The sequence below is a fragment of the Bifidobacterium colobi genome (genome assembly GCF_018555455.1).
In the GTDB taxonomy this organism is placed as follows: domain Bacteria; phylum Actinomycetota; class Actinomycetes; order Actinomycetales; family Bifidobacteriaceae; genus Bifidobacterium; species Bifidobacterium colobi.
In genome coordinates this window covers 182375-208932 of sequence record NZ_JAFEJU010000003.1, presented here as the reverse complement: position 1 = coordinate 208932, position 26558 = coordinate 182375, and the positions used below count along the sequence as shown (strand labels likewise).

Here is a 26558-nt window from a genome sequence, read left to right as displayed (position 1 = left end):
TCCCTCAGTGCGGCGAAATCTCGGGATGGCCGTTTTCCTCGAGAATTTACCGCGCTGGAGGGGATGAAGTGGATAAACAGGGACTCTCGAGAGGGCAATAGAGGCGTTGGAAGAGGATTCAGGGACCCCCGAGGGGAAGTCGGCGGCATTGAAGAGGATTCAGGGACCCCCGAGGGAAAGTTGGCGGCATTGGATGGGAATCCAGAGACTTTCAAGAGGGTGACATAGGCATTGGAAGAGGGCAGAAACCCTCGAGGGGGGCACTGGAGGAATCGCATCCAGAGTGATATGTTGCTTCGATGCAGCATTATCGATAGAAAACGCCAGTGAATTGTGATGTTCCATACAGAGCTAACCCAGAGAACGCTATGGAACTACAATATGGAAATGGACGGCGAGACTAATGAAGGGGAGCCCCACCGCCCATCTTATTGATTTCTATTAAGGGCTGAGCGTTCCAATCAATGCCCAGCCCGAGGCGGTGTCTCAAATGATATTCACCGATGGTCAATGAGGATTCATGGTGGAAGTGAAGGCCTTGGGCTTACAACAAAGCCAGATGTTGAGATTGACGGGGATCTCACCATCTGGCGTAATGCTGCATCAGAGAAATGGCTGATTAGATCAGTGCATCATTCAGTGCACCACGGTCACCGTGCATTCGGCGAAGTTGACGATCTGACGGGACACCGAACCAAGGAAGTGCGCGTCCAAGCCGGAGAGGCCACGCGAGCCGACCACCAGATGCGAGGCGTAGCGCGAAGCCGCAATCAGTCCCTTGGAGGCACGGATGTGGAAGGCGTTCGCGGTCACTGGCACGTCGGCAGGAACGGTAGCCTTGGCCATCAGCCCTTGCAGCAGTTCTTCAGCGCGTTGCTGTCCGACCTCAACCGACGGCACGGCGTTCTCATAGCCGGGCACTACGCCAAGGTCGCGCAACTGCCAGCAGAACATCACGTGCAGCGGACGATGATGGATGCGAGCCTCTTCCAAGGCGAAATCAAAAGCTCTACGGGATGTCTCGGAACCATCGACGCCGACCACAATCGGACGGGTGCTGGGTTCGGTTACCGGAGACTGTGGCTCGTAATGCACCGGCTCATCGCCGGGAGTCAATGCATTGGCGATGGCATCGGTGACGCTCTCCTCCTCACTGCCGCTCAAACGCACCACGGTAACCGGCACTTCGGCTTCCTCGGCAAGTGAAGCGGACAAGGAACCCAGGAACCAGCGGGCCACACGACTCAGCGAACGACGTCCGACGACGATCTGCTGTGCATCGTGACCGATTTGCAGCAGGGCAGTGGTGCCGGATGCCTTCACCGAGGTGAGCTTCAGGTTCGCCGGATCGAAATCGATGCCTTTGGTGGCACGCTCCACCCATTCGCGAAGTTCGTTGGCAATGTCATGGCGGATTTTAGCCCATGCCTCTTCGCTATCCGGTTCTCCTCCCATATCCCATGACTGCGTCCAGCCGAACACGGCATTAACGCTTTGACCGGTCAGGGAAGCCTCCTCAACAGCCCATTTCAATGCGGCAAAGGACTCATCCGAGCCGTCGACGCCAACCACAATGTCGGCCTTGGTGTTCAATTCAGTCATCACAACCTCCTTTGGCATCAGTGCGGATGATGAATATAAGTCCAGCATATCGTTTTCTTTCCCGCTTACGGCGCAATTCATGGAATCAGGTGAATAAACGTCACCGTGAATCGGTAGAGTAAAACGGAATGTCTATTGAGGAAGGACAAGCATGTTCGAACGGTTTACCGACCGTGCACGGCGCGTGATTGTGTTGGCGCAGGAAGAGGCAAGGTCTCTTCAGCACAACTACATCGGCACCGAACACCTGCTGCTCGGCCTGATTCGTGAGGGCGAGGGCGTGGCCGCCAAGGCGCTCGCATCGAAGGGCGTGGAGCTTGACGCCACCCGCAAGCAGGTTGAAGAGATGATCGGCAAGGGCAACGCTGCTCCGAACGGGCACATCCCCTTTACTCCGCACGCCAAGCAGGTACTGGAGTTTTCGCTTCGTGAAGCCCTGCAGCTGGGTCATAGCTACATTGGCACTGAGCATATTCTGCTCGGCCTGATTCGTGAAGGCGAAGGCGTTGGCACCCAGGTGCTCATCAAGATGGGCGTTGACTTGGGTGAACTTCGCAGCGCCACCATCGATATGATTCGCGGTAACTCCGGCACTTCCGGCGATGGTAAGGGTGATTTGGCCAACGCCGGCGGTGTTGCTGATAAGCAGAACAAGTCCGGTTCCGCGATTCTCGACCAGTTCGGCCGTAACCTCACGCAGGAGGCTGCCGAAGGCAAGCTGGACCCGGTGATTGGCCGCACCAACGAGATCGAGCGCGTTATGGTGGTGCTCTCCCGCCGCACTAAGAACAATCCGGTGCTGATTGGCGAGCCCGGCGTGGGTAAGACCGCTGTGGTCGAAGGATTGGCTCAGAAGATCAATGCCGGTGATGTGCCGGAGACTCTGAAGGGCAAGCAGGTCTATTCGTTGGATCTGGGTTCCATGGTGGCTGGTTCCCGCTACCGTGGTGATTTCGAGGAACGCCTGAAGAAGGTGCTCAAGGAAATCAAGACCCGTGGCGACATCGTGCTGTTCATCGATGAGATTCACACCATTGTGGGCGCTGGCTCTGCAGATGGTGCTTTGGGTGCATCCGATATGCTGAAGCCGATGCTGGCTCGTGGCGAGCTCCAGACCATTGGTGCCACCACCACCGACGAGTACCGCAAGTACATCGAAAAGGATGCGGCTCTGGAACGTCGTTTCCAGCCCATTCAGGTGCACGAGCCCACCATCGCCGAGACTATCGAAATCCTGAAGGGTTTGCGTTCCCGTTACGAGAACCATCACCATGTGACTATCACTGATGGTGCGCTGCAGTCCGCAGCCGAACTTTCCAGCCGCTATATTCAGGATCGCAACCTGCCTGATAAGGCTATCGATCTGATTGATGAGGCTGGTGCACGTCTGCGCATCAAGCGTCTGACCGCCCCGCCGGAGCTTAAGGAACTTGACGAGAAGATTGCCAAGGTGGCGGCCAAGAAGGATGAGGCCATCAAGGCTCAGGACTTCGAGAACGCCGCCAAGCTGCGCGATAATCAGGAGAAACTTGAGTCTGAGCGTAAGGCCAAGGAAGATTCCTGGCGCGAAGGCGAGTCCGACGTCAAGATGGTTGTGGACGAGGACGTGATTGCCGAGGTCATCAGCTCCACCACTGGTATTCCGGTGTTCAAGCTGACTCAGGCCGAGTCCAAGAAGCTGCTCAACATGGAAGCCGAGCTGCACAAGCGCATCATCGGCCAGGATGAAGCGGTTTCCGCACTGTCCCGTTCGATTCGTCGTACCCGTGTGGGCTTGAAGGATCCGAAGCGTCCGTCCGGTTCGTTCATCTTCGCCGGTCCGACTGGCGTGGGTAAGACCGAACTGGCCAAGACCCTCGCCGAGTTCCTGTTTGACGATGAGGACGCGCTGATTCGCGTGGACATGTCCGAGTTCTCCGAAAAGTACGCGGCCTCGCGTCTCTTCGGTGCGCCTCCGGGATACGTTGGCTACGAAGAGGGCGGTGAGCTCACCGAAAAGGTGCGCCGTAAGCCGTTCTCCGTAGTGCTGTTCGATGAGATCGAGAAGGCTCACCCGGATATCTTCAACACGCTGTTGCAGGTGCTGGATGATGGCCACCTGACCGATGGTCAGGGCCGCAAGGTGGACTTCAAGAACACCATCATCATCCTCACCACCAACCTTGGTACTCGCGACATCGCGAAGGCGGCCAACACCGGCTTCAACCTGGGCGCCAACACCGAGTCCAGCTACCAGCGCATGAAGGATCAGGTCAGCTCCGAACTCAAGCAGCAGTTCCGTCCGGAGTTCCTGAACCGTCTGGACGACATCATCGTCTTCAAGCAGCTCACCGAGCCGCAGGTGCGTCAGATCGTCGATCTGGACGTCAAGCAGCTCAACGACCGCCTGTTCGATCGCCATATGTCGCTCGAACTCACCGATGCCGCCAAGGATCTGCTTGCGCAGAAGGGCTTCGACCCGCTGCTCGGTGCACGTCCGCTGCGCCGCGTGATTCAGCGCGACATCGAGGATGCCATTTCTGAGAAGATTCTGATGGGCGATCTCGAAGACGGCCAGCGTGTGGTGGTTGATGCTGAAGGCGAGGGCATCCTAGGCGAGTTCACCTTCAAGGGTGAGAAGTTCGAGGAGCCAGCCAAGGCTGATGATGTAGCTGGCACTGACGCCGAAACCAGTGAAGGCGACAAGCCGGAACTGGTCAGCGCACCGGCTGCGGATGACTCAGCACCAGCCGCCGATAGCGGCGACGCTGGAGAGCAGCCTGCTGAATAATCCAGCTGACAACGCATAAGATAAGCGCCTCGGTTCCGTAAGTGGAACCGAGGCGCTTATCTTATGTACTGGGCTACCTTTCAATCACCTACGGTGACAGCGACCCTGATAAGGAGAGCCTGATGGTGGTTCAGTCATTCCTTTGTTTGGCTGTCGCCGCACTCAGGCCGATGCTACGTACAGTTCACTGGACTGTACGCTTAATGGCTCAGTCCTGCAATTATGGACTCGTCTGTGACGAGGCTCAATGTTACCTCGCGGCTGTCGCCGCTCGGCTGAGCCTAAAAACAGTCCACCGGACTGTTTTTTAACGGCTCAGCCCGAGAAGTCCACCTCGCCAAGCTTTTCGATAAGCTTCATGTTTTCGGAGTAATCGACCGGGCAGGCGATGATATCGATACCGGAGCCTGAGCGCAATGCCGAGCGCAGCGTGGGGTAAAGCTGGTCAGCGGACTCAATCAAATGGCCCTTGGCACCGAAGCTCATGCCCAGCTCCACCACATCCGGATTATTGAAGTCCACATACTCGTGGCCGCCGTCATGCAGATCCATCTTCCATTTGATGAGGCCATATGCCTCGTCCACCCACACCAGAATCACGATGCGCGCGCCTACGCGCACGGCGGTTTCGATCTCCTGCACATTCATCATGAACGAGCCGTCACCCATCACCGCGAGCACCGGACGCCCAGGGTTCTCCAGCGAGGCCGCTACGGCACCGGGCAGCGTCCAAGCCATCGTGGACAGGGAGTTGTCGATTACGCAGGTGTTCGAGTAATACGTGGGGTAGAGGCGAGCCATCCACATTTTCAGGGCGCCCGTATCCACCAAAGCAATATCCGTATCCGTTTCCATTGCGCGGCGAGTATCGGCCACGATGCGCTGCGGCTTCATCGGGAACGAATCATCATCCGCATACGACGTGTATTCGTGCTCCAGCAGCTCATGAATCTTGGGATGCGAAACGCCAAACGTCACACGTTCGGCATGCAGTTGTGCAATCAAGGCCTGCAGCGTGGCATCGATGTTGCCCATGATGTTCAACGCGGTGGAATAATGCGCATCCGTATCTTCGATGAACGTGTTGATATGGATGATGGTCTTATCGTCGTTCGGGTTGATCTTCTTCGGGTCGAACTGCTGGATGGAGAAGCCGACGGCGATGATTAGATCCGCCTCGTCAAAGGCGAAATTCTCGTAATCGTGGCGCATGAAGCCCACTACGCCAAGAGCCAGCGGAATGCGATCGGAGATTACGCCCTTGCCTTCGAACGTGGTGGCCACCGGCACGTTGAGCTGCTCAGCCAAAGCCAGCAGTCGATTCTCGGCATGACCGCGGGCCACACCATTGCCGGCAAGGATGATTGGATGCTTGGCGCCGCGGATAATGCTTACGGCGCGGGCGATCGTGTCGTTCGTAGGGGCGAAGCTCATCGGATTCGGCAATGGCAGCGGACGCGCATCCGCGGGAGCTGGCATCTCGGCCACGTCCTCTGGCAGGATCAGGCACGTGGCACCCGGACGATTGCGCTGGGAGATGGAGAAAGCCTTGCGCACCATTTCCGGCACGGAAGCCGGCTCCACAATCATCGAAGTCCACTGGGTGAGCGGACGGAACACGGAGACCAAATCAACAATCTGATGCGATTCCTTATACAAGCGGCTCACATTGCCCTGCGCGCAAATCGCAACCAGCGGCGTGGTGCTGGCGTTTGCCTGCGCCACAGGCAGTGTGAGATTCAGCGCGCCGGGGCCCAGCGTGGCCAGGCAGACGCCGGGTTTGCCGGTCAAATGGCCTTGTGTGGCGGCCATGAAGCCGGCGCCCTGTTCATGGCGCGTTAGAATGAAACGAATGCGCCCGTCGCGCGCGATGGCTTCCATCAGCGGAATGTTCTCTTCGCCGGGGATGCCGTACATGGTTTCCACGCCTTCGTTGACAAGGCATTCCACGAACAGGTCGGCTACGGTACGGGTGTGCTCGGTATGCTCAATCGGTGTATTCACGTTAGGGAAGTGTAACAGTCGGGATATGCGAGAAACGCCTCTGTTCTGAACCTCATCAGATGCAATTCCTCACTATGTCTGCGGGTGAACCGTGGTGTCGCGTACATAGTGAGGATTCCATGGAGTAAACAGACACTATGTTTGCGTGAGAACCATGGTGTCGCGTACATAGTGAGGATTCCATGGAGTAAACAGACACTATGTTTGCGTGAGAACCATGGTGTCGCGTACATAGTGAGGATTCGGACGCGTATTGATTTCGCAGGCAACATAGAAGTCGCTAAGAGTTCACTTCCACGTTAAATGAGCGCGGAAAACCGTTCAACTAGCAGCCATAGCGTACAAGTGTGAGCAAGGGCATGAATCGCCGGCGCATGTGGTCCGGCAGGCGGCCGGGGGTCGCCATAGCTGCAATCATATCGACTGTTCTTACGGTTCTCATTGTTCCCAATGCTGTGGCAGGGGCGGCGGGAACCGTTCCTTTTTCCGGGAATGATGCCGCAACAGGCACCCGTACGGTGACCATTGCGGATATCACCGATTTTCATGGGCATATTGAACGTGGCGCGGATAATGCTGCGGCGTTCACGCTTGCCGACAGCCACAATCCAGACAATATGGTGCCAGTGTCCACTGGCGATCTGGTTGGCGGCTCCCCGTACGATTCCGCGGTGGCCAAGGATCAGCCGACGCTGGATATGGCGAAAGCCTGGGGATTGACGATTTCGGCGGTCGGTAATCATGAGTTCGATCGCTCCGTGGCCGACTTCAACAATCGCATCGCAGCACCCGCCAACGGCATTGACTGGTTATGCGCCAACGTGTCCGCGCGCAACAAGGCTCAGGGCGGCAAGTTGAGCAATGTCAAGGATTATGCGATTCGTGACGTGAACGGTAAGCGCATCGGATTCGTGGGTGCACTGACTGACGCGCTGGGTTCGGTGGCGACGCCGCAGATCACAAAGGACGCTGATTTGGACGAACGCGCTGTGGATGCGGTCAATCGCGTGGCGCACGAGCTCAAGCAGTCCGGCAAAGTGGATGCGGTGGTGGCGCTGATTCACGCCGATGCCACGGCTGCACAAGGTCTTGGCAAGGATGTTGATGTGGCGTACACCGGACATACGCATGCGGTGAAGTTCGGGCATACGGATGGGGGAGCGCCAATCTATGAAGCCGGAAGCTTCGGCAGGGCTATGGCGGTACAGGATTTGGTCATTACCGGATCTGGACGCCGTGCCAAGGTAACCGTTGAGAACGTGGATTTGGGCAACGGTACCGAACAGGCATCGCCCACGGTGCCGGGTGTGATTCGTGTGGAAGGATTGGACGCGCATACCACGCAATCGGCTTGGATGTCCGCCGGCTCGACAGGCGAGAGCATGGTCGACCGTTCGCAGCGCATGTATGCGGTGGCTCATGCGCATGCGGCACAAGTGGGCGGTGCGATCGTCGGCACATTGGCTGCAGGCGCGAACTTTGATAAGCGCATCGAAAACGGCCAAGAGGATTCGGTTGGCATGCTCGTGGCCGATGCCAACCGGGCGATGATTCAGCGGACGCTGTATGCCGGAGAGCGTCTGCCGGTAGTTGGCTTTTCGAATGACGGTAGTCTGCGCACCGGCAAACTGGATTTGGACGGTAACGGCAAGGTCAGCGTTCGCGAAGTGGATTCGTTGATGGCTCTGCAGTTCAAAGCCGCGCATGAGACCTTGACCGGCAGGGATTTGAAGTCAGTTCTGGCTGAACAGTTCCGTTTCAAGGAAGGTCAGTTGCGCCGTCGGTGGATCGGTATTTCCTCGAACGTCAGCTACCGCTATGTGGAACGCGATTCGGATGGCGATGGCAATCATCCGGCTGAGACTGCGTTCGATGGTGATCATGATGATCGCGCGGTGGATATCGAAGATCTGACGATCGATGGCAAGCCGGTCGATGACGATGATCTGGTGATTGTGGCGTCCAACTCCTATCTGCTGCAAGGCGGCGATGATTATCACGCCTTCCGCTCGGGAACAAATTACGGTGAACTCAATATGTCGTACAGCGAGCCGTTGAAGCAGTATCTGGCTGCGCATCCGCAATTGGCGCCAAAGAAGATGCCGACCATTGGCGTGAAAGCGTAAGACGCTGCAACATCTGGCCTATTGCAGTCCAGACCTTGTCATCACAGGTCAGCCGACAATAACAATGCCCGCCAGAATCATCTGACGGGCATTACTATTGCGTTCCTGAAACAACCGCCTACACCGCGTAAGCGATGTTGTTATACCAAGGCGGACATTCGGGCATTACTTGATGGCGTTCAGCCACTGCTCCTTGGTGGCCTTCTCAGCCTCCAGCTTGGCCTTCTTCTTCGGGTCGGACTCAGCGGCGATCTTGGCATCCAGCTCGGCGAGCTGAGCGTTCAGCTGCTCTTCGAAGCTGGACTTACGAGCATCGGCCTCCGGGTCGGACTGCTTCCAAGCAGCATCCTCAACGGACTTGATCTGCTTGTCCACGGCATCCAGACGGTTTTCGATGCGACGCATGTCCTCACGCGGCACGTAGCCAATCTGATCCCATTCCTCCTGGATCTTGGCCAGCTCCTGACGAGCCTTCTTGGCTTCGGCATCGGTCTTGACCGGCACCAGAGCCTCGGCCTTGACCAGCAGCTCTTCCTTCTTGGCCAGGTTCTCCTTTTCGGCGGTGTTCATCTGGTCACGGTCGGCCTGACGTGCGTTGAAGAAGGTGTCGGCTGCCTCGCGGAACTTGGCCCACAGCTCATCATCCTCGGTGCGGCCAGCGCGACCGGCCTTCTTCCAACGGTCCATCAGATCGTTGAACTTGCGGGAAGTCTCGCCCCAAGCGGTGGAATCCTTGAGCTCGTTGGCTTCGGCGATAATCGCTTCCTTGACTTCCTTGGCATGGTTACGCTCGTTGTCGCGAGCCTGAGCCCACTTGCGGCGTGCCTGGTTGAAGGTGGTGCGGGCGGCGGAGAAGCGCTTCCACAGGGCTTCGGCTTCAGGCTTGTCGATGCGGATGGTGGTGCGCTGGTGGTTCTGCCACTCATCGAACAGGTTACGGAACTTGTCTGCGGTGGAACGCCAGTTCGTGTTGTCGCCAAGGGAAGCGGCCAGAGCTTCGGCCTTCTCCACAATGACGGTACGCTCGGCGACGGCCTTGGCGATGGCGGCCTTGCGAGCCTCGGCCAGCTCGGTCTTCTTGGCTTCGCCAGCGGCCTTGAGGGCCTCGAACTGGGCCTTCAGCGCGGCGATATCGCCAACGACCGCCGGTTCGGTGGTCTCTTCGCCCAGCAGCTTCAAGGATTCGTCAATCTCACGGGCCTTGATGTTCGGGGAGGTCAGTCGGCCAGCCAGAAGATCGAGCTTGGCCTTCAGATCAAGGAAGCGACGGGCGTACAGGGCCAGAGCCTCTTCCTTGGAGACATCCGGGAACTGGCCGACCTCGCGCTCGGTTTCGCCATCCTTCACGAATACGGTGCCGTTCTCGTCCACGCGGCCGAAAGCCTCAGCGGCCTTGACGTCGTCTTCGGAATAAGCGGAGTTTTGAGCCGGTGCTGCAGCATGCTGCTTGGCCGGGGTCTTCTTGGCGAATGCGGCAGGGGAGGGGGCGTGCGGCTTCGGCATTGAAGCGGGAGTCGGCTTGGCCTCGCTGACCGCGGGTGCGGGTGTCGTTGCCTGCTCTTCGGTTGCAGCGGTGTTTTCGGTTTCGGTGACAGTCTCGTCGGCCATGGCCAGCTCCTTACAAGCGTAGTGTGAGTGAGTGGAAGCGCCTCGCATGCTGGAAAACAGCATGGCTTGACGCAACCCTCACCTATTATATTGATTTCGTGGCTAAAGGTGCATCAATATCAGGATTCCCGGAGTGGCTCCCCTCCGAACGTGTTGTGGAGCAGCGTGTTATCGACACGCTTCGTAAGGTTTTTGAGCTCAATGGCTTCATCGGCATTGAGACCAGAGCGGTGGAAACTGGCGCTTCTCTGCTGAAAAAGGGCGAGACCAGCAAGGAGATTTACCTGCTGAGCCGTCTGCAGGAAGTCGGCCATGAATCCGACACTCCCATTGAGGAGCGTTTGGGTCTGCACTTCGATCTGACCGTGCCGCTGAGCCGGTATGTGGTCGAGCATTCGGGCGCGTTGACCTTCCCGTTCAAGCGCTGGCAGATCCAGAAGGTCTGGCGTGGCGAACGCCCGCAGGAAGGCCGCTTCCGCGAGTTCGTGCAGGCGGACATCGACGTGATCGGTGCCGGCGACCTGCCGGATCACTATGAGGTCGAGCTGCCGCTGGTCATGGTTTCCGCTCTGGAGGAGCTGCGTGCGTTCGGTCTGCCGAAGGCGACCGTGCATGCCAACAACCGCAAGCTGTCCGAAGGTTTCTACCGTGGCCTTGGCTTGACGGACATCGAAGGCGTGTTGCGTGAGATCGACAAACTTGACAAGATCGGTGCCGATGAAGTGGCCCGACTGCTCACCGAGTCCTGCGGTGCCAGCGAAGCTCAGGCACGCGCGTGCCTCGAACTTGCCGAGCTGACCGCGGCGGACGGCAAGGAATTGGCGGAAAAGTTCGATGCGCTGTGCGCCGCACATGGCATCGCACAGGATTCGGAAGCTTATGCGCTGGCTCGTCAGGGCCTCGATACGCTGGCCATGATCGTGGACGAAGCCGCTGTGATTCGCCCAGGTTCGGTCATTGCCGACCTGAAGATCGCCCGTGGTCTGGATTACTACACCGGTTCTGTCTATGAGACCTTCCTCGATGGTGCCGCATCCCTTGGCTCCATCTGCTCCGGTGGCCGGTACGACAATCTGGCATCCCAGGGCAACCGCAAGTACCCAGGCGTGGGTCTGTCCATCGGTCTGAGCCGACTGGTGAGCTACATGCTGCACACCGCTGGTGCTCACGCCAACCGCGTATCCCCGGCCGCTGTGCTCGTGGCTGTATGGAATGAGGAGGATCGTCCGGCAGCCAACCGTATCGCAGCCCAGTTGCGTGCCCGCGGCATCGCCACCGATGTGGCTCCTACCGCGGCCAAGCTCGGCAAGCAGATCAAGTACGCGGACAAGCTCGGTATTCCTTATGTATGGTTCCCGGCCAGCGCCGCGGACAGCGAGAACGGTGAAGCCACTGGCGACGAGGTCAAGAACATCGTTACCGGCGAGCAGGTTGCCGCTGATTGCACGTCTTGGGAACCGGATACTGTGGTTGCCCAGCAAACCGTCGAAATCTGACGAATTCGCGCGAAAAATCGAGGAGAAACAAGACAATGAGCCAGACGGCTTACAGAACACATCATGCCACTGACGTGACCGAGGCACTGGTTGGCCAGAAGGTCACCCTCGCCGGTTGGGTCGACCGTCGTCGTGACCACGGCGGCGTGGCCTTCATCGACCTTCGCGACAACACCGGCTTGGTGCAGGTCGTTATCTATGACGAGGAAGTGGCCCGCCCGCTGCGTAGCGAGTTCGTTATTCAGGTCACCGGTGAGGTGCGCCTGCGCCCGGACGGTAACGAGAACACCCATCTTGCCACCGGCAAGATTGAGGTCGTGGCCGAGAACATTGAGATCCTCGCCAAGGCCGACGCTCTGCCGTTCCAGGTGTCCACCGCACTCGAGAACGAATCCGAGAACAAGCTGCCCGGTGAGGACGTGCGTCTGAAGTACCGTTACCTCGACCTTCGCCGCCCGTCCATGCAGCACAACCTGAAGCTGCGTTCCGACATGGCCAAGGCAGCTCGTCACGCCCTCGAAGACATGGACTTCACCGAGGTCGAGACACCGACCTTCATCAAGTCCACTCCGGAAGGCGCTCGCGACTTCCTGGTGCCGGCACGTCTGGTGCCGGGCTCCTGGTACGCCCTGCCGCAGTCCCCGCAGCTCCTGAAGCAGCTGCTCATGGTCTCCGGCGTTGAGCGTTACTATCAGCTGGCTCGCTGCTACCGTGATGAGGACTTCCGCGCCGACCGTCAGCCTGAGTTCACCCAGCTCGATATGGAGATGAGCTTCGTGGATCAGGAAGACGTGATGGCCATGGCCGAGAAGGTCATCGCCGCCATCTGGAAGACCGCTGGTTACGAGGTTCAGCTGCCGCTGCCGCGCATCACCTGGCAGGAAGCCATGGATAAGTACGGTTCCGACAAGCCGGATCTGCGTTTCGGCAACCCGCTGGTCGAACTCACTGATTACTTCAAGAACACTCCGTTCCGCGTGTTCCAGGCTCCGTACGTGGGTGCCGTGCTCTTCAAGGGCGGCGCTTCCACGCCTCGTCGTCAGTTCGATGCATGGCAGGAATGGGCCAAGCAGCGCGGCGCCAAGGGCCTCGCCTACGTGGTCTTCGCCGAAGACGGCGAGCTGAAGGGCCCTGTGGCCAAGAACCTTTCCGAAGAAGAGCGCGCTGGCCTGCGCGAGGCCGTTGGTGCCGAGCCGGGAGATGCCGTGTTCTTCGCCGCTGGTTCCCGCGAATCCTCCCAGTTGCTGCTGGGTGCCGCCCGTGTGGAGCTCGCCCGCCGTGAGGGTCTGCTGGACCCGAAGAAGTTCGCTTTCACTTGGGTTGTGGACTTCCCGCTGTTCAAGCCGACCGATGACCCGGATGATGACGACGTTGCAGTCGGCCACTCCAAGTGGACCTCCATGCACCACCCGTTCACCATGCCGAGCAAGGATTGGATCGACAAGTTCGACAAGGATCCTGAGCACGCCATGTCCGACTCCTACGACATCGTCTGCAACGGTGAGGAGATGGGCGGCGGTTCCGTGCGTATCCACCGCGATGACATTCAGGATCGCGTGCTGAACGTGCTGGGCATCTCTCCGGAGGAAGCCCAGGAGAAGTTCGGCTTCCTGCTCGAGGCATTCAAGTACGGTGCTCCGCCGCACGCGGGCATCGCCCTTGGTTGGGATCGCACCGTGTCCATTCTGGCCGGTGCCGACACCATCCGCGACGTCATCGCCTTCCCGAAGGCTGGCGGCGGCCGCGATCCGCTGACCGGTGCTCCTGCTCCGATCACCGACGAGCAGCGCGCTGAGACTGGCGTCGACTACGACCCGGACGAAGAGTAAAACTGAATAATGGAGCGTTAGCTGCGTTGCTCCTCGGTCGACGTACCTTCGTACGCCTTCCCTCGGTGCGCCTTGCTACCGCACACATTATTCCGTTTTCCTATGAAAAGGCGTGAGAATAATAACGCTTCATAGCTAATGCGAATAGCGCCAGTGGCATGTGCTGCTGGCGCTTTCGTTATGCTTGGACCCCAGTTCGTAGGAATCATCGAGGGGATATTGCGCTATGACATTGGAAATTCTGGACTGGCATGATGGGGATTTGCTGGCCGAACCGGTGTTCAACAAGTTGAACGCATTGGTGGCGGCCGGAGTGCCGGAGAGCAAGATTCTGGGCGTGACCATCAACACCGATGAGGAGTCGGACACCGACCTGTGGTGCCCGAAGTATGGTGTTCCGTTTGCCATTACCGGGAATGTGGTGGTGGTCCACACGCATAAGACCCGCAAGGCACCGCCCGAATTCGCAGCCGCATTCGTTACCGCTGACACTCGCGCCGATCTGAACGGTGTAGTCAAGCACACGTTGGAGGTGTCCAAGGTGAGCTTTGCGCCAATCGATGCCGCAGTGGAAGCGACCGGCATGGAATCCGGTGGCATGTCGCCGATTGGTTTGCCGGACGGCTGGCCGCTGCTGGTCGACCAGCATATTCTTTCGATTCCGAAGCTCTACTTGGGCTCCGGCATCCGCCCATCCAAGCTGGTGGTGGATGGCTCGATTTTCGCCGATATTCCAGGAGTGCAGTTCGTCTCCGCACTCGGCAAGCCGCGAGGATGATGAGCCGAATGCGGGAAGTGCGATGCCATATACCGCAACGCTCGCGATGCCATACTTCATTGATGGTGAGACGCACCATCGTATGCCAAACGAGTTGCCCACCTCTGCACTAGATCTGTGAGCGTTCACGGCATCTATGTTGCGCAATTTGGGCGTGATGGTCTCACATAGTGAACACCATTCGTCTAGCAAGTGTTATTTCGGTAACACAGTGCGGTTATACTGACCGCTTATGTCAGAGAAACAAGAAGAAGCACGCCCTGTGGCACCGCTGGTGCCGGGCAATGAACCTGCAGGACGACCGCTGGTCGAACTGACTCACGTGGAGAAGCACTTCGGTGACCTCCATGTTCTGAAAGACATCAACCTCACTGTGACCAAGGGCGAAGTGCTCGTAGTGGTCGGACCATCCGGCTCCGGCAAGTCCACGATGTGCCGCACCATCAACCGACTCGAAACCATCGACTCCGGCGATATCCGCATCGATGGCAAGCCGCTGCCGCAGGAAGGCAAGGAGCTTGCCAGCCTGCGCGCCGAAGTGGGCATGGTGTTCCAGTCCTTCAACCTGTTCGCCAACAAGACCATTCTTGAAAACGTGACGCTCGCCCCGATCAAGGTGCGTCACATGGACAAGAAGGAAGCCGAACGGCTCGCCATGGATCTGCTCGACCGCGTCGGCGTGGCCAGCCAGGCCAACAAAATGCCGTCCCAGCTGTCCGGCGGCCAGCAGCAGCGTGTGGCCATCGCCCGCGCACTCGCCATGCGCCCGAAGGTCATGCTGTTCGACGAGCCGACCTCCGCGCTCGATCCGGAAATGGTCAACGAAGTGCTGGACGTCATGGTCGAACTCGCCCACGAGGGCATGACGATGATCTGCGTGACCCACGAGATGGGCTTCGCTCGCAAGGCCGCCGACCGCATCGTGTTCATGGCCAACGGCCAGATTCTTGAAGAGAACACTCCGGACGAGTTCTTCGAGCATCCTCAGACCGACCGTGCCAAGGACTTCCTCTCGAAGATCCTCACCCACTGAACAAGGGGGCACGTATGACATTGAGCAAACGATTCAAACGCACCGCCGGGCGCATTATCGCGGCTGCCTGCGCGTTGGCCTGCACCATGTCGCTCGCGGCATGCGGGCAGGACGAAGCCGGCAAGATCCGCATCGGCATCAAGTTCGACCAGCCGGGTCTGGGCTTCAAGAAGTCCGGCACCTATGTGGGCTTCGATGTGGATGTGGCCAAGTACATCGCCAAGAAGCTCGGCTACTCCGAGGATGAGATCATTTGGAGGGAAGCCCCGTCCAAGCAGCGTGAAGCCATGCTGCAGAACGGCGATGTGGACATGATTCTCGCCACCTACTCCATTACGGACGAACGCAAGAAGGCCGTCTCCTTCGCCGGCCCGTACTTCGTGGCCGGTCAGGATCTTCTGGTTCGCAAGGACGATCAGTCCATCAACGGCCCGGAAGATCTGAACGGCAAGCGACTGTGCTCCGTGACCGGTTCCACCTCAGCGGCAACCGTCAAGGAGAAGTTCGCATCCGAGGTCCAGCTCATGGAGCAGCCCGGCTACGCCGAATGCGCCACCGCACTGTTCTCCGGCATCGTGGACGCGGTGACCACCGACGACATTATTCTGGCCGGCCTGGCTTCCGCATCCCGTGGCAAGCTCCGCGTGGTCGGTAAGCCGTTCACCCAGGAATACTATGGCGTGGGCATCAAGAAGGGCGATACGCAGTTCGCCACGAAGATCAACAACGCCATTGTGGACATGATTCAAGATGGTTCGTGGGAGAACGCCATCAGCGACAATACCAAGGGCACCAACTACACGCCCGACGTGCGCTACAACCCGCCCACTCCGGATGAAGGGGAGGACGCCTGATGAACGGATTCCTGGAACTCTTCTCCCAGTATGATGTGCTGGGCGCATTCCTGGTCAACATCGAACTGACCTTGTGGAGCGCATTGTTCTCCATGATTCTCGGCGTCATCCTCGTGGTGATGCGCATTTCCCCGATCTCCTCGTTGCGCGCCGTGGCCGGTGCCTATGTGGAACTGTTCAAGAACCTGCCATTGACCATCATCATGGTGTTCATGGTGCTCGGTGCCTACGCGCAGTTGAAGTTGAGCTTCTCCGACACGTTCGCCACGAACTTCTTCTGGCTGGCCGTGACGGGCCTGAGCCTCTACACGGCCGCGTTCGTCTGCGAATCCCTGCGCTCCGGCATCAACACCGTGCCGCTGGGTCAGGCAGAAGCCGCACGCGCGCTGGGCTTGGGCTTCATGCAGTCCGCCACTGAGATCATTCTGCCGCAGGCTTTCCGCGGCTCGGTGGCACCACTCGGCAACACGCTGATCGCACTGCTGAAGAACTCCACCGTGGCCGCCGCCGCATCGGTATCCACCGAAACCTCATCGCTGATGAGCCAGATGATTGAATTCCGTCCGGATGTAATCATCCAGATCTTCCTGATCTTCGCATTCGGTTACGTGATTCTGATCATCCCGATCGGCATGCTGACCACGTACCTGTCCAACAAGCTCGCCGTGAGGAGGTGACCAATGGCCGATACTGCTAATTCCGTACTGTTTGATGCCCCCGGTCCCAAGGGCCGCCGCACTATTCGCATCATCAACTGGGTCGCCGGCTTCCTCTTCGCTGTGGTGCTGGTGCTGATTCTCATGCGTCTGCATAATCCGCCGGACGGCGAAAACCAGTTGAGCTGGGAGCTGTGGAAGCCGGCAGTCGAGCGCGAAGCTTGGACCGACTTCTACCTGCCGGGACTGTGGATGACCATCAAGGCCACCGTGCTCGCCGTGGTCGGTGCCGTGGCATTCGGCTTGGTGTTCGGTGTTGGTCGACTGCTGCCGAACCCGCTGCTGCGCGGCATTTCCGCGGTCATCGTCGAATTCTGCCGTGCGGTGCCGGTGCTGCTGCTGATGATCTTCTTCTGGCGATGGTTCGCATTCGCCGGCCTGCCCAGCCCGTCCTATTGGGCTGTGGTGCTGGCTTTGGTGCTCTACAACGGCTCGGTGGTCGCCGAACTGGTGCGATCCGGTGTCGGCAACCTGCCCGGTGGCCAGCGTGAGGCTTCGCTTGCCTTGGGTCTGACCGAAACCCAATCGCTGATGGAAATCGAAGTGCCGCAGGCCGTCTACGCCATGCTGCCGGCCGCCGTCACCCAGCTGGTTGTGGTGTTGAAGGATACCGCACTGGGCTCCATCATCATGTACACCGACCTGCTGCAGGAATCCCGCCGACTCGGCTCGATGTACTTCAACATTCTGCAGACACTGGTCATGGCCGCAGTCATCTACTTCATCGCCTGCTGGCTGCTCTCCAGGCTCGCCGAATGGCTGCCCGAGCGTATGCAGCAGCGTACAGCCGCGCCCGCCGAGCCCGAACCGGTCGCTCCCATCGCAGCCGGCGACGCTTCGAACGTGAACCAGATCGCTGTGGCCAAGGAAGTCGAGGAACTGCCGCTCGGTGGCACGCCGCGCAAGTACCATGTGCACCACCGTGGCACCAACGCCTCGATTCGCAACTGGCGTAGAACCAAGTACGAGCAGGGCTACGACGTGGCCCATCCGGAAGCCGAGGATAAGAAGGAACGCGACACCGGTAAGCCGGCAAGTCCCAAAGCCAATAATCCGAAGCTTTCCTCCAACGAACATGAGCAGGCCGATCATGGAACCGTGTTCAAGCATGGCAACGATATCGGCAAAGGCCATGTACAGTTCGGAGGCAAGCCGAAGATCTGAGGCTGACTGCTACTGATGGCTGAAGACGCTCGCGTGACTAAGCTCCGGCTAAGTCGGCACGAAGAGTTCACCGAGTGTTCTATTGGCTGTGCCGCTACGTAGGCAAACGGAGGATAGGTTGGAACGTATGAGTACGTTCCGGAATCTATCCTCCGTTTTTGCTATCGCCATCTGTCTGCCACTGGCCTTGGGCGCGGTCTCAGTCACCGCCCAAGCCGACGAACTGCCGAACCCGGACTGGGTGGCGTTGCTTTCCGACTATGAGAAGGATTACTGGCAGGCACCCGTGGATGCCGAGCATGGCGGCAAAGTGCTCGATGCCACGACCATGAAACTCGATGAGGATCTGGCAGTCACCATCAATCATTTGGGAGCCAAAGGAGCGGATAAGAACGGTTTGACCGCGCAACGCAAGCGCGCGCTGATCGACTCCGACCTGTACGGCGAGGAAACCATGCCGGATTCGCTGGGGCCAGTGCTCGGCAAATACATGAGCGAAGGATTCAAGCAAGGCAAGCTCAACAAGGTATCCGACCTCTTCAAATTCAACGTGGCGTCCACCTTCCAATCCAAGCGTGCGGCCATGCATCCGCGTCCCTATCTGGATCGTTCGCAAAGCACCTTGGGCGGCACCAATGATCTGGCGGGCCTGCCGGCAACACTGGATATCCAGCAGTCGCCATCCTGGTTGGAACATATCCCCGGCTATTCCACACTGCAAAAGAACAGCTCCTACCCGTCCGGCCACACCACCATGGCATATTCGTGGGGCATTGCGCTCGCCGGCATGATTCCCGAACTCGCCCCGCAGATCATGGCGCGCACGTCGGAGGCGGGCAACAATCGCATTGTGCTCGGCGTGCATTATCCGCTCGATATTATGGGCGGGCGCATTGGCGCCTCCGCGCAAAACGGACAGTACTGGCACAATGAATTCGCGTCGTCGATTATTCCCGCCACCCGTCAGCTGCGCGATTATCTGACCGAACGGTGCCAAGCCGACCATCACGGCGACACCTTGCCTGAATGCATCGCCAACCTCAAGGCCACCACCGCCGGCGGCTATACCAACGATTTCGTTGACCCGGTAGCCACCGAACCGGTCAAAGATCAGGCTTCGGCGGTGCGCGTCTACACTGCCCGCATGACGTACACGTTCCCGCAAGTCAAGTCCGAAGCAGGAGCGGCGTTCACGGCACCGCGCGGTGCGGCGGATGTATTGCGGCTCGCATACCCGCAGCTGCACGCCGATCAGCGCAACGCGATTTTGAAAGCCACCGCCTTGGACTCCGGCTACCCGCTGTGGAAGTCCTCGGATGGTTGGCAGCGCATCAACTGGGCCAAGGCATTGTGCGCGCGGGTGACGCTCGACAAGAACGGCGACGTGACCAAGGTCGAGTCGGCCGATCAGGTGACGCTCACCGGTCCGAGCGTGGTGAACGCGCAGTACGCGGATAATGGCAACCATCCCGCTTCGGATAAGGCGGCGGGGGAGAACAGCGCAGCACCGGCCGGCCCCGATCTGGCCACACTACATGAGGTGCAGAAGCCTGCGCTGATTGCCGTGGCCGTAGGCGCGATCGCCGCCGCGCTGGTTGGTGTGCTGCTTCGCGTGCGCGGAAAGCGGCAATAACGTTTGGCCGGCATCCAGCCACGAAAGTTCGGCCAGAGTTCAACTTGCGGATTCCCTGTATTCGTGTGCATAGGGCATCCGGTTCATGTTCGCTCCTTACGCTCGGCATTAAGTCCATGAATGCTCAGCGGAAAGCCACCTTGGCGATCCGCTCATGGTCAACCGAGGAAGGGGATCGAGCAATGCATCAACACTACGATTTGCGGCGAGGTGATTTGAGACGAGGCGCGTCTCGTGCCATCGCCCTCGTCGCATCCATCGCCACATTGGCGGGATTGGCCGGCATGGCACCCTCGGCGTTTGCCGAACAGACTCCGACACCAGCACCTGCGGCGACGGCTCCAGCGACGACTGCCGCCGCTGACGACATCATCAAAGATGAAACCACAGCACTGTATTTGAAGCGCATCGATGTGGGCACCGATACGGTAACCATCGGCTCCAAGAACACTGTTGCCGTGGATATTTCCGGCTACCTGATCCGCGATGACAAAGACAGTGCGGACCATACCTACACAGTGCCGGACGGCACCACCGTTGCGGCTGCCGGCGAGGCGCAGTTCAATCTCGACCAGCTTGCCGGCATCGGCCTCGGCAAGGAAGATAAGGTTCGCGTCTACGACAAATCCGGCAAGCTGGTGCTGAGCTTCAGCTGGAGCGGCGATGATAAGAACGCGGTCTATGTGGCCAACACCGATGCCGATGGCATGACTAAGGAAGGCGACTCCACCACCGATCCCAGCAATCCGGGTACCGATCCCAGCAATCCAGGCAGCGGCCAACTCACCGTGGATGCCTGGCCGGGTCTTGCCGACGTGACCGCCCTTGACGGCGTCGATGAGTTCGGTGCAGGACAGGCCACCGGTGACCATACCGACGGCAACCTCTCTGGTCTGGTCTATGAGCCGGGCGCCAATGGTGCGGAAGGTACGCTGTGGGCTGCCGACAATGATCTGAACCCGACACTGGGCGTCACCGGTCCCAAGGGCGCAGGCTCCATCAACAAGTTCGTCTACAAGGACGGCAAGTGGCAGCAGGATCCGGCAGATGGCTGGACCTTCACCAAGGACGGCAAGACGAAGGGCGGCAAGCAGCTGCACTTCAAGAACGGTCAGGGCGGCGTGGATTCCGAAGGCATCACGCTGCTGCCGAACGCCAACGGTGTACTGGACTCCAGCAAGGGCGTGTTCATTGGTGCCGAACGCAACAATGAAGACAAGAAGGTGCCGGTTCCCTCCATCCTCGAATACGATGTGACCAAAGCCGCAACCGATACCAATGGTGATGGCGCCGAGGATCTGACCGCCACACACGAATGGGATTTGAAGAGCGCGCTCACCCAGTTCGGCGTGCAGCTGGACAACGGCGACGATGCCAATCTTGGTGTGGAAGGTGTGGCATTCATCCCGGATGCCGTGCTGCTGGCCAACAAGTTCCAGTCGAACCTGGATCCGAACAACGTGCACGCCTATAATCCGCAGGGAACCGCCAATGATTTCGGCGGCATCTTCTTCGCGGCATTGGAGAAGACCGGTGGCATTTACGCATTCGCACTCGCCACGGTAGGCGGACAGGACGTCGCCTACCCGGTGGCGCAGATTCCGCTGCCCAAGGCTGCTACCGATGCCGGCTACTCGGGTCCTCGTGATCTGTTCTGGGATGCCGAACATGAGCAGCTCATCGCCGAAGGCGACAATGATGCGAACACCGGCGCGAAGATCGGCACCTACGAATTCCAGCAGGACGGTACGCTTGCATTGACCAAGCTGACCGCGACGCCAAGCGAGATTGCCACGCAGAATTCCGAAGGCTATGCCGTGACTCCGGATGCCGAAGCCACCAAGGTGGTGAACGGCAAGACCTACAAGCCGGTGTTCTGGTCGGATGATGGCGTGACTAATGGTCACTCGTTGCGTGAGGGATGGCTGGAAGTCGGCAAGGCCGCATCAGGCGATACGACCACCATCAACCTGCTGAACACCAATGATTTCCACGGGCGCATCGACAAGAACCTGACCGTGCCGTTCGCGGCAACTGTGGAACAGTTGAAGGCCCAGTACCCGGGCAATTCGCTGCTGCTCGGTGCCGGTGATCTGATCGGCGCATCCCTGTTCAACTCCTCCGTGCAAAAGGACCAGCCGTCCATCGATGTGCTCAACGCCTTGGATTTGAAGGCCTCCTCCGTGGGCAATCATGAATTCGATCAGGGCTACGACGATCTGGTGAACCGCGTCATCGGGCCGGAAAACAAGCGTAACGCCAAGTGGGATTATCTGGGCGCCAACGTGTACCGCAAGAGCGATGGCAAGCCGGCCCTCCAGGAATACAGCATCCAGAACAATGACGGCGTACGCGTGGGCATCATCGGTGCAGTCACCCAGGAAACGCCGACCTTGGTATCGCCGAATGGTGTGAAGGACCTGCAGTTCGGCGATCCGGTGGAAGCGGTGAACCGTGTAGCCAAGCAGCTGACCGACGGTAACGATTCCAATGGCGAAGCCGATGTGATCGTGGCCGAATACCATGAAGGCGCACCCAGCAATGAGGATGACACCACTGGTAAGCCGACTCTCGATGAGCAGAAGGCCGCAAGCCCGGTGTTCAAGCACATCGTTGATGACACGGATGCTTCCGTCGCCGCCATTTTCACCGGCCACACCCATGTGAAGTACTCCTACACCGATCCGGCAAAGAACGGTCGTCCGATCATCCAGACCGGCAGCTATGCCGCCAACGTCGGCCAAGTGGTGCTTGCCTACAACAAGACCACGAAGACCGTGACCTATGAGAAGTCCGGCAATGTGGCGGTGGACGCCAGCAAGTCGGATGACGAACTCGCCCAATCCGGCGACGAGGCCGTCAAGAAGGTCAAGGACATCGTGGATGCGGCCGTGACCAAGGGCACCGAGGAAGGCAATAAGGTGGTGGGCAAGGTTTCCGCCGACATCACCACCGCGTTCAAGGATGGCCAGCGTGATGACCGCGGCTCAGAATCCACACTCGGCAACCTGGTGGCCGATTCACTGCTCGACTCGCTGTCCAGCGCCGACCGCGGCGGTGCCGAAATCGGTGTGGTGAACCCCGGCGGTCTGCGTGCCGAACTGTGCAAGACCGGCGACAATGAGAAGTGCTCGCTGGCGACGAACGGTGACATCACCTACGCGCAGGCCAACGCCGTGCTGCCGTTCCTCAACAACCTATGGACCACCACCTTAACCGGCGCGCAGTTCAAGGAGGCATTGGAACAGCAGTGGCAGACCACCACGGATGGCACCACGCCATCGCGCCCGTACCTGCAGCTTGGACTCTCGCACAACGTTTCGTACACCTACGATCCGAATGCCGCGCAAGGCCATCACATCACCTCGGTGACGGTGAACGGCAAGCCGCTCGACTTGAAGAAGAACTACCGCATCGGCTCCTTCAGCTTCCTGCTGCAGGGCGGCGATAACTTCCGTGTCTTCGCCCAAGGCGCCGATACGCGCGACTCCGGTCTGGTCGACCGCGACGCGTGGATCGAATACCTCGGCAAGAACAAGCCGGTCGCACCGCGCTATGACCGCCGTGCAGTGGCCGTAACCGGTCTCCCGACCGGTTCACTCAAGGCCGGCGATTCGTTCACGCTGAACTTCTCCAAGCTCACGCTGACCTCGCTTGGGGTGCTTGCGGAAACCAAGCTGGTCGCCACCATCAACGGCAAGAACGTGGGCGAAGCGGCCGTCACCAACGGTGATACCGCCGCGCTCAAGGTTACAATCCCGGCTGATGTCAAGGCTGGCACCGTGACGCTGACCGTGGTTGGCGCCACCAATAAGACCACGGTGACGCTGCCGCTGACCATCGCCAATGGATCCAACGGCGGCACTCAGCAGCCAGGCAAGAACGATGCCGGCAAGACCACGGCGAAATCCGTGGCAAGCACCGGCGCCGCCATCGCGCCGATCGCCGCCATCGCACTGGTGTTGGCAGCCGGCGGCACGGTGCTCGCGGTGAAGCGCCGCAATGGCGCAAGCAAGTAACGCAAACCAGTACGCGAGCATAGGTGCCGGACGATAACAGCGTGATGTTGTTATCCTGGCACTTCCCAACAGGGTGTTTGCGGCAAGTCGCAGTGGTAATGCGATTGCTGCAAACACCCTGTTTTTCGTTGGATTCCGGGGATTGCGTCGCTGAGGTGGTGTGTTTGGGGGTGTTTTGAGACGGATTCCGGGGAATGCGTCGTGTGGAGTGTGCTTGTGTGCTGGATTCCGGGGATTGCGTCGCGGTATAGGGCGATAGCCTCCTGTGTCTGCTAGTAAGCTAGGAGCCATGACTGACGAGAAGGAACAAGCATACGGCTCTTTGGGACGACTGGCACCCGAATGGGATGGGGACGAGCGAGAACGCAACCTCACGGCCGACGACATCTATGAACGCTTCTTCGGTTGGGTTGAGGACACCAAGGGCATCGAGCCATGGCCACACCAAGAAGAAGCCATTATGGATTTGCTGGCCGGCGATCATGTGATTTTGAATACCCCGACCGGCTCCGGCAAGTCGCTGGTGGCGCTCGGCATGCATTTCGCCGCGCTGTGCACAGGCCGACGCTCCTACTACACGGCTCCTATTAAGGCACTGGTTTCGGAAAAATTCTTCGATCTGGTGGAAGTGTTCGGCCGCGAAAACGTAGGCATGATCACCGGCGACAGCCACATCAACGCAGATGCGCCGATTATTTGCTGCACGGCTGAGATTCTCGCCAATCAGGCGTTGCGTGAAGGCACGCATGCCGATGTAGGCATGGTGGCGATGGACGAATTCCACTACTACGGCGATCCGGAACGCGGCTGGGCATGGCAGGTGCCGCTGCTGACCCTGCCGCAGACCCAGTTCCTGCTGATGAGCGCCACGCTCGGCAATGTGGATGCCGTAGCCGATAAGTTGGCGGACCTGAACGACACTCCGGATGTGGACGTGATCGCCGATGCGCCGCGTCCGGTGCCGTTGAGCTACGAATACACCGTTGATCCATTGGAGAAAACCGTGGAGCTCGCCTTCCGTAACGGCGAGACACCGATTTACGTCGTGCATTTCTCCCAGGATGCCGCACTGGAAACCGCTCAGGCGCTTGCATCCACCGGAGTTTCCAGCAAGGAGCAACGTCAGGCCATCGCCGAAGCCATTAAAGGCGTGAAATTCACCACGGCATTCGGCAAGATTCTGCAACGATTGCTGCGCACCGGCGTGGGCATCCACCATGCCGGCATGCTGCCGCGCTACCGCCGATTGGTCGAACAGCTCGCTCAGCAAGGTCTGCTGCCGGTGATCTGCGGCACCGATACGTTGGGTGTGGGCATCAATGTGCCGATTCACTCGGTGGTATTGACCGCATTGACCAAGTTCGACGGCACGAAGATGCGCAGGCTCAGGGCTCGTGAATTCCACCAGATCGCAGGCCGCGCCGGCCGCATGGGCTTTGACACCGAAGGACTGGTGATTGCGGAAGCGCCCGAATACGAGATCGAAAACCAGAAGGCCATCGCCAAAGCTGGGGGCGACCCGAAGAAGCTCAAGAAGATCAAGCGCAAGAAGGCGCCCGAAGGCTTCGTGACCTGGAATGAGAACACATTCAACAAGCTCATCGACGCGGAGCCGGAAACTCTGGTGCCGCACTTGAAGATCACCCATTCGATGGTCTTGAACGAAGTGGCACAAGGCGGCGATGCGCGCGCCCGTGTGGAGGATCTCATTGAAGACAGCGCCCAGACACCGGAGCAGAAAGAGCATCTGCATCAGCGCGCCGATGAGATTTTCCAAACACTGTTCGATACGGAAGTGATCGAAACCGAAGACCGTCCGGATGGTGGCAAGGACTATTACATGACCTTGGATATGCCGGATGACTTCGCGCTCGACCAGCCGCTCAGCCCCTTCCTGCTCGCCGCATTGGAACTGTTGGATCCCGAATCCGACACCTATGCGCTGGACGTGATTTCGATGGCCGAAGCCACGCTGGAGGATCCGAAGCAGGTGCTCAGGGCCCAGGAACGTCAGGCAAGGGACAAGGCGCTCGCCGATATGAAGGCGGACGGTCTTGACTACGACGAACGCATGGACAAGCTGCAGGAAATCACCTACCCCAAGCCTTTGGAAGATATGCTTGAGGCCGCGTTTGAGCAATACCGGCATGATGTGCCGTGGGCGAATGATTATTATCTGAGCCCGAAATCCGTGGTGCGCGACATGGTGGAAACCGCATCCGACTTCACCGGGTACATCGCCCGCTACAACATCGCACGATCGGAAGGCACGTTGCTGCGCTATCTTTCCGATGCCTACCGAACGCTCGCCCGCACGGTGCCGCCGGAGAAGCGCGATGAACAATTGAAGGACATCATCTCCTGGCTGCGTGTGCTCGTACGCTCCATCGACTCCTCGCTGGTGGATGAGTGGGAGAACGCGGGAGACTCCACCGACCAGTCGGAAGCCGCCGCATCCCTGGCTGCCCCGGGCAAGAAGAACCAAGTGGTGGAGGACCGCCGCGGCCTGATCGTGCTGGTCAGAAACGCCCTGTTCCGCCGTGTGCAGCTTATGGATCTGGATGATCCAGACAAGCTCGGCGCACTTGACAAGGACTGGGGTTATGGCGTGCACGAATGGGAGGACGCGCTCGACGACTACTACGATGAACACGAGTATGTGGGCATCGGAGCGGATGCGCGCTCGCCCAAGCTGTTCATGCTCGACGACACCCATGAGCAGGACGAGCACACATGGAAGGTACGTCAGATCATCGATGATTCCGATGGCGACCATGACTGGGCCATCGAAGGCACGGTGGATCTCGATGCCACCCAGGAAACCGGCGAAGTCGTCTTCTATGACTACCGGGTCGGCAACTAAGGAATCGACCGCAGGCCGATGCTATATCGAACACATGTTCGAACGCTGGGGTAGTATGGAACT

General features: G+C 59.1%; 15 protein-coding genes. 12 read left to right on the top strand and 3 right to left on the bottom strand.

All coding sequences use genetic code 11. The features are described from left to right. Window positions 1–636: 636 nt before the first annotated feature. Window positions 637–1602 carry a universal stress protein gene (locus JS530_RS05500; RefSeq protein ID WP_214376188.1) on the bottom strand — a complete coding sequence of 322 codons (966 nt, stop codon included), beginning with the start codon at window positions 1600–1602 and terminating at the stop codon, window positions 637–639. A 151-nt stretch (window positions 1603–1753) separates the two neighbouring features. Here JS530_RS05500 and JS530_RS05495 point away from each other — a divergent pair, with 151 nt between their 5' ends. Continuing rightward, window positions 1754–4372, top strand: coding sequence for an ATP-dependent Clp protease ATP-binding subunit (locus JS530_RS05495; protein ID WP_214376187.1), 2619 nt, complete (start codon window positions 1754–1756; stop codon window positions 4370–4372). Between the two features lie 315 nt (window positions 4373–4687). Here the strand turns inward: JS530_RS05495 and JS530_RS05490 are convergent, their stop codons facing one another. Continuing rightward, complete coding sequence (locus JS530_RS05490) at window positions 4688–6376, bottom strand: acetolactate synthase large subunit (RefSeq protein WP_214376186.1); 1689 nt, start codon at window positions 6374–6376, stop codon at window positions 4688–4690. A 359-nt stretch (window positions 6377–6735) separates the two neighbouring features. Between JS530_RS05490 and JS530_RS05485 the strand changes: the two genes are divergently transcribed. After that, the gene (locus tag JS530_RS05485; RefSeq protein WP_214376185.1) at window positions 6736–8502 is read left to right on the top strand and encodes a bifunctional metallophosphatase/5'-nucleotidase; all 1767 of its coding nucleotides are present in this window, start codon (window positions 6736–6738) and stop codon (window positions 8500–8502) included. Between the two features lie 165 nt (window positions 8503–8667). Here JS530_RS05485 and JS530_RS05480 read toward each other — a convergent pair whose 3' ends face one another. Next, a complete protein-coding gene (locus tag JS530_RS05480) occupies window positions 8668–10110 on the bottom strand; it encodes a DUF349 domain-containing protein (protein ID WP_214376184.1) in 1443 nt (480 codons plus the stop codon). Between the two features lie 98 nt (window positions 10111–10208). Between JS530_RS05480 and hisS the strand changes: the two genes are divergently transcribed. From hisS to JS530_RS05430, 10 genes are all read left to right on the top strand, one after another. After that, entirely contained in the window at window positions 10209–11606 is a 1398-nt protein-coding gene (hisS, locus tag JS530_RS05475) for a histidine--tRNA ligase (protein ID WP_033890447.1), read from the top strand. A gap of 35 nt (window positions 11607–11641) precedes the next feature. Beyond that, a complete protein-coding gene (gene aspS, locus JS530_RS05470) occupies window positions 11642–13435 on the top strand; it encodes an aspartate--tRNA ligase (protein WP_214376183.1) in 1794 nt (597 codons plus the stop codon). Between the two features lie 226 nt (window positions 13436–13661). Further along, window positions 13662–14213 carry a YbaK/EbsC family protein gene (locus tag JS530_RS05465; RefSeq protein WP_214376182.1) on the top strand — a complete coding sequence of 184 codons (552 nt, stop codon included), beginning with the start codon at window positions 13662–13664 and terminating at the stop codon, window positions 14211–14213. Between the two features lie 232 nt (window positions 14214–14445). Further along, window positions 14446–15246, top strand: coding sequence for an amino acid ABC transporter ATP-binding protein (locus JS530_RS05460; protein ID WP_342590057.1), 801 nt, complete (start codon window positions 14446–14448; stop codon window positions 15244–15246). Between the two features lie 14 nt (window positions 15247–15260). Continuing rightward, on the top strand, window positions 15261–16100 hold the full coding sequence (locus JS530_RS05455) for a glutamate ABC transporter substrate-binding protein (RefSeq protein WP_214376181.1): 840 nt from the start codon (window positions 15261–15263) through the stop codon (window positions 16098–16100). Then, window positions 16100–16777, top strand: a complete 678-nt coding sequence (locus JS530_RS05450) for an amino acid ABC transporter permease (RefSeq protein ID WP_214376180.1) — start codon at window positions 16100–16102, stop codon at window positions 16775–16777. The genes JS530_RS05455 and JS530_RS05450 overlap by 1 nt, the downstream gene beginning before the upstream one ends. A 3-nt stretch (window positions 16778–16780) precedes the next feature. Beyond that, window positions 16781–17980, top strand: a complete 1200-nt coding sequence (locus JS530_RS05445) for an amino acid ABC transporter permease (RefSeq protein WP_240541105.1) — start codon at window positions 16781–16783, stop codon at window positions 17978–17980. Window positions 17981–18107: 127 nt separating this feature from the next. Then, window positions 18108–19613, top strand: a complete 1506-nt coding sequence (locus JS530_RS05440; RefSeq protein ID WP_214376179.1) for an acid phosphatase — start codon at window positions 18108–18110, stop codon at window positions 19611–19613. A 182-nt stretch (window positions 19614–19795) separates the two neighbouring features. Continuing rightward, window positions 19796–23632 (top strand): bifunctional metallophosphatase/5'-nucleotidase, encoded by a 3837-nt coding sequence (locus JS530_RS05435; protein WP_240541104.1) that lies wholly within the window; start codon window positions 19796–19798, stop codon window positions 23630–23632. Between the two features lie 289 nt (window positions 23633–23921). After that, the gene (locus JS530_RS05430; protein WP_214376177.1) at window positions 23922–26495 is read left to right on the top strand and encodes a DEAD/DEAH box helicase; all 2574 of its coding nucleotides are present in this window, start codon (window positions 23922–23924) and stop codon (window positions 26493–26495) included. Window positions 26496–26558: the final 63 nt, after the last annotated feature.

Excerpts from the sequence above, each read along its gene's own strand:
- JS530_RS05500 (WP_214376188.1), bottom strand. The coding sequence starts at position 1,602 with ATGACTGAATTGAACACCAAGGCCGACATTGTGGTTGGCGTCGACGGC.
- JS530_RS05495 (WP_214376187.1), top strand. The coding sequence starts at position 1,754 with ATGTTCGAACGGTTTACCGACCGTGCACGGCGCGTGATTGTGTTGGCG.
- JS530_RS05485 (WP_214376185.1), top strand. The coding sequence starts at position 6,736 with ATGAATCGCCGGCGCATGTGGTCCGGCAGGCGGCCGGGGGTCGCCATA.
- JS530_RS05480 (WP_214376184.1), bottom strand. The coding sequence starts at position 10,110 with ATGGCCGACGAGACTGTCACCGAAACCGAAAACACCGCTGCAACCGAA.
- aspS (WP_214376183.1), top strand. The coding sequence starts at position 11,642 with ATGAGCCAGACGGCTTACAGAACACATCATGCCACTGACGTGACCGAG.
- JS530_RS05465 (WP_214376182.1), top strand. The coding sequence starts at position 13,662 with ATGACATTGGAAATTCTGGACTGGCATGATGGGGATTTGCTGGCCGAA.
- JS530_RS05460 (WP_342590057.1), top strand. The coding sequence starts at position 14,446 with ATGTCAGAGAAACAAGAAGAAGCACGCCCTGTGGCACCGCTGGTGCCG.
- JS530_RS05455 (WP_214376181.1), top strand. The coding sequence starts at position 15,261 with ATGACATTGAGCAAACGATTCAAACGCACCGCCGGGCGCATTATCGCG.
- JS530_RS05450 (WP_214376180.1), top strand. The coding sequence starts at position 16,100 with ATGAACGGATTCCTGGAACTCTTCTCCCAGTATGATGTGCTGGGCGCA.
- JS530_RS05445 (WP_240541105.1), top strand. The coding sequence starts at position 16,781 with ATGGCCGATACTGCTAATTCCGTACTGTTTGATGCCCCCGGTCCCAAG.
- JS530_RS05440 (WP_214376179.1), top strand. The coding sequence starts at position 18,108 with ATGAGTACGTTCCGGAATCTATCCTCCGTTTTTGCTATCGCCATCTGT.
- JS530_RS05435 (WP_240541104.1), top strand. The coding sequence starts at position 19,796 with ATGCATCAACACTACGATTTGCGGCGAGGTGATTTGAGACGAGGCGCG.
- JS530_RS05430 (WP_214376177.1), top strand. The coding sequence starts at position 23,922 with ATGACTGACGAGAAGGAACAAGCATACGGCTCTTTGGGACGACTGGCA.